Raw genomic sequence first — 4,626 nt, 5'->3', positions numbered from 1 at the left:
GCCCAGGTCCTCGGCCGCCCACGCCGCGGCCCACGGGTCCCGGTGCTCGGCAACGGCCTGCCGGAGCGCGTCGGCGTCCCCGTCGAGCAACCCCTGTGCGTGCCGGGCGGCGGTGCCGAGCTGGCCGAATCCGGGATTGTCGTCGCTGAGTGAGCACACCGTGTCGAACAGGGTGCGAGCCAGCTCCTGCTCGCCGAGCCGCAGCGCCAGCCGAATCAGCCACGGTCCCGCTCCGGGCTCGGCGACGAACAGGCCTCGCCGTGTGGTCAGCTCGGTGCGGTACCGGCGCAGCGCCTCGGTGGCGGCGTTGTGCTCGCCGTGCCTGGCGTGGATGACCTGCACGTCGATCCATTCCAGTGGAGCGCGGTAGAAGCCCACCCCGTCCTCGACCGCCGCGGCGAACTCCTCGACCACTCCCGCGGCCGCGACCGGGTCGCCGCCGCGCAGCGAGGCCGTCGCCAACACGGCCAGCGCGCGAGGCTGGAGCAGGAACGTTCCGGTGTCGCGCACGGTGCGCAGCGCGTCGCGAGCCAGTTCCCGCGCTTCGGGCATACGCCCGGTGTGCAGCAGCAGCTCCGCCCGGACGAGCTTCGGGGCCGCGGCTTGGCCCGCGAGCCCGTATCGGTCGATCTCGGCGTCGAGATCGCGGATCAGCGCCTCCGCCTCGGCCGACTCCCGCAGGTCCACCAGCTTCTCGGCGAGCGCGAGCTTCGGCTGGGGCCGCCACACGGGCGGGGTGCTGTGTGAAACGGACGCCACCGCGTTGCGGGCGACCGTCAGCGCCTCGCCCAGCACACCGCGTTCCCACAGCACGTTGGCCAGGACCGTGCCCGCCAGCACCGCACCGACCCCACCCGAACCCGCCGCCAGGATCCGCCGCGCCTCCGCCTCCGACCGGAGTCCCTCCCGGACGAACGCACCGTAGATCTTGGCCGCTGTCGCGGTCTGCCGTACCACTGCGGGCGCGGCGCGCTCCTCAAGCGTCGCCTCCGCATCGTCGGTGACCTCCGTGGCTTGCCCGCTCATCAACAACAGGTTGGCCAGGGTCGAACGCAACTCGGCGGTGGTGTCCGGGTCGAGCGGCCGTGCCAGCGCGCACTTCGCCAGTTCCGCGGCCTCGGACATACGGCCCGCCGCCATCAGCGCGTTCACGGCGGTGCGGACCCTGTCCACGTAGGCGTTGTCGTCGTCGTCGGTCAGTCGCAGCGCCGCGAGCGCCAGTTCGGCCGCGCGCGCGGGGTGGTCACCTACCAGCCGTCGGGCGAGTTCGGCCATCGCGTCCAGCACCGGCTTGTCTCCCGCGTCCGCGGCGAGCAGGAGCGCGGCCGCGGCGTCGTCGCGTGCCTCGGGGGAGTCCCGCAGCATCAAGCCAACGTCGCGCAGGATGGCCCCGCGCACGGCAGGCGCGAGCTCGTCGGCGAGAGTGCGCACCACGAGCTGCTGCGCGGCGACGAGGCGGCGGTCCTCCGCGCGGAGCAGCTCCGAGTCGAGCGCTTCACGGAGTACGTCGAGCAGTTCGGTGGTGCTCTCACCGACCAGTGCGGCGAGTTGATGCACGCGCAACGGTGCCCCGACGACCCCCACCACGGTCAGCAGCCGCCTGCACCGGGCCGACAGTGGAGCCAGCCGCACGGCGGCGAGTGACCGCACGCGGTGCGGGAGGACGTCGGGGCGGGCCGAGGCGGTGGCGTCGCCGATGTTGATCAGCCCTTCCTCGAACAGCCCGTCGAGCAGCGTGCCGAGCAGCTCGGGGTTCCCGCCGGTGGCCGCCAGCAGGGTCTGGAGCCCGGGGCACGGCGGCGCGCCGAACCGCTCGGATGCCAGCGCCGTGACTACCGGTTCCGGCAACGGGCCGAGCCGCAGGTGCACCTGTGGGTACGGTGCGCCGTGCAGGAGCCCTTGCAACCGTGTTCCTTCGTCGCGGGCCAGGCGCGCGGTGCACCGCGTCAACACGAGCAGTGCGCCGCGTTCGGCGTGCCCCGCGAGAATGTCGAGGCATTCCGTCATCGCGGGGCACTCGAGGCGGTCGGCGTCGTCACAGACCACAAGCGTGGGCGTCCGGTCCGGGGCCTGGCCGACCAGGATGGGCGACGCGGGATGCGGCACGAGCCCGCGAGCGCGCGCCGAGAAGGAGGTGTGCACCTGTTGCGGGATGTCGATGTGCCGGTCGGCGCCGGCCTGTGTGTGTCGCCGAGACACCGCTGGTTCGGCTGCCAGCATCGGTTGGCGGACGCTGAAGCCGACACGGTGGGCGTGCTGGACGAGCTTGTCCAACAGCGACGTCTTGCCGGAGCCAGGCGGCCCGTCCACGATGACGATCACCGTGTGGCCGTCCATGACGTGGGCGAGGGACTCGGTCAGCTGAAGCCACTCTGCCTCGTGCCCCGGCGGTGCTGTGGCCGGCAACGAATCCGTTGCCCTAGTGGGCTCGATCTGGTCGGAACTGTCGGTGGATCTGCCTTCCGGCAACTCGCGTTCCCCCTCGATCTGTGTGGTGCGGCGCTGCCCGGGCGGTCGGTCCGGCCCGGACACGATTCGTCGAGCGAGTCCAGCGGTCGGGCCGGATAATCGAGCATGCCGCACAGCGCCGCCGTCCCGGCCACGAAATTACCAGTACCCCGTTCGCGGGACACCGGTTCGACCCGATTCGGGAAAGGTCACCATTGTTGTCGCAGCGTTCGTCTTGTGAGAGAGGTGCATCAGCCTGCGGGCGCGAGTGCGTGTGCCGTGAGCCGCAGCGTGTTCACCGTGGCACGGGCGGTATCGAAGAAGAGCAGGTCGTTCATCATCAGGAAACCTGGTTCGTGCTGGGTCGCCTCCATGCCTTTGTCGGAGAGGGTCGCCGTGAGAGTGAACGTCAACCTGCCCTCGTCGTCCTCACCGATCTCGTTCGTAATCGTTTCCAACACCGGGCTGTTCAGTTGTTCGAAGACGATTCGGTCCGATTGGTACGGACGGACGTGTTCGCGCACCGTCATTCGGTGGCGCAGTTCGATCTCCCGGACGAACGAGCCGTCGTCGAACCGTTCGATCACCGCGCACCGGGTGATGGACGGTACGTAGTACACCGGGTCCGCCGCCTTCTCCAACAGGTTCGTCCACAGCAGGTCGCGCTCGATGGGGCGTGCGGTGCTGTCCGGATCATTGACGAGTACGGTGTGACTGAAGGTCACCATCTGACGAGGTCCTCTCCTCAACGGAGCCGGTCACCCCGGCGGTGTCGCCGGAGTCGGCGCGTGCTTTCGCGCATCGAGATTGCCGTCCTGCCTGTGGTTCCGATATCACTTGTTCACGCCATTCGCACCGCAGGGGCCGAGGAGCACGCGGGCACGCTCGTTGGGGGCATCGCATGAGCAGCGGGACTGGAAGACGCGCGGCACGCGAGAACACGCTCACCGCCGTGTCCTCGGCCGCGAGGGGTCGCGGGCGCGCGGTCGTGGTGTCCGGACCGCCGGGCATCGGCAAGACCTGGCTGCTGTCCGCCGCCGACCGGCACGGACACGACGCGGGGCTGACCGTCGTGCACGGACACGCCTCCGAACTCGACAGGGTGGCACCGCTTTCGACGTTGCTGCACGCGCTCCGGCGCGCCGATCCGCCCGTTCTGTCCGGTCCCGAAGTGACCGACATGGCCGAACTCGCGCGCGATTCGTCCAACCGGCTGCTGCTCATCGACCGGATCGGCGAACGCCTTGAGGAACGGTCCGCCGAGCGGCCCGTGCTGGTGCTGTTCGACGACGCCCACTGGGCCGACGAGGTCACCGCGTACGCCCTGCGGGTCTTGGTGCCCTCCCTGGCACACGGCTCGGTATCCTGGCTGATCGCGTGCCGCTCCGAAGCGGGCCCGGCGCCTGGAGCGACCACCGTGGACTGGTTGCTGCGCGATGGCGCCGACGCGATCCGGCTCGCACCGCTGGACGGTGCCGAGATCGCACAGATGTGCCGAGACGAGCTCGGCGAGGACCCCAGTCCCACGGTGCTGTCCTTGGCGCGGCGCACCGGGGGAAACCCGCTGTTGCTGACGGAGTTGCTCGATGCGATACGGGAGTCCGGAGACGCCGAACTCGGCGACGGCATCGCCGACCTGGTCTCCGGGCACCTGCCGGATGCGTTCGTCGACGCGGTGTCGCACCGGCTCCGGGAGCTTTCGCCCACCACGAGACGGCTGCTCGACATCGCCGCCGTGTTCGGCAAACCGGTCACCGTGCACGACGCCGCCGCGCTCGGTGCCGGTTCGCCGCTCGACCTCGTCGACAGCGTGCGGGAAGGGGTGGAGCTGGGCATCCTCTCCGGCGACAGCACGCAACTGTGCTTCCGCCAGCAGCTCGTCCGGGAGGTGCTGTACCGGCGCCTGCCCGAAGTCACCCGCCGGACGTTGCATCGCGAGGCCGCCACCCGGCTCAGCGTCCAGGGCCGGGTGGTCGAGGCGGCCGAACACCTGCTCGCGAGCGCGTTGCCCGGCGACGGGCAAGCCGTGGAGGCACTGCTCGGAGTGCTCTCAGAGGTGGTGGCCGCCGCCCCGAACGCGGCGGCGGACCTCCTGCTGCGCACGCTCGACCTGGTGGACACCTACGATCCCGGCCGCGCCCGGCTCACCGCCGACGCGGTCCGCGCGCTGACGGCCGC

Annotated in this window: 3 protein-coding genes; 1 reads left to right on the top strand and 2 read right to left on the bottom strand. The window is 70.8% G+C overall.

Features of this window, described 5'->3' with window-relative positions:
• A partial coding sequence (locus SACSA_RS25845) for an ATP-binding protein (protein WP_198008968.1) occupies positions 1-2,406 on the bottom strand: 2,406 nt, incomplete at its 3' end.
• 293 nt (positions 2,407-2,699) lie between these two features.
• Positions 2,700-3,176 carry an AtaL-like protein gene (locus tag SACSA_RS0106735; protein ID WP_019814456.1) on the bottom strand — a complete coding sequence of 159 codons (477 nt, stop codon included), beginning with the start codon at positions 3,174-3,176 and terminating at the stop codon, positions 2,700-2,702.
• Between the two features lie 224 nt (positions 3,177-3,400).
• Between SACSA_RS0106735 and SACSA_RS25840 the strand changes: the two genes are divergently transcribed.
• Positions 3,401-4,626 (top strand): AAA family ATPase (locus SACSA_RS25840; RefSeq protein ID WP_198008967.1); only part of this gene is annotated, 1,226 nt, incomplete at its 3' end.

This window comes from Saccharomonospora saliphila YIM 90502 (assembly GCF_000383795.1).
Taxonomy (GTDB): Bacteria; Actinomycetota; Actinomycetes; order Mycobacteriales; family Pseudonocardiaceae; genus Saccharomonospora; species Saccharomonospora saliphila.
The sequence above is the reverse complement of the archived record's forward strand: the minus strand, read 5'-3'. Positions and strand labels throughout refer to the sequence as shown.

Coding starts and splice junctions, on each gene's coding strand:
- SACSA_RS0106735 (WP_019814456.1), bottom strand. CDS start 3,176: ATGGTGACCTTCAGTCACACCGTACTCGTCAATGATCCGGACAGCACC.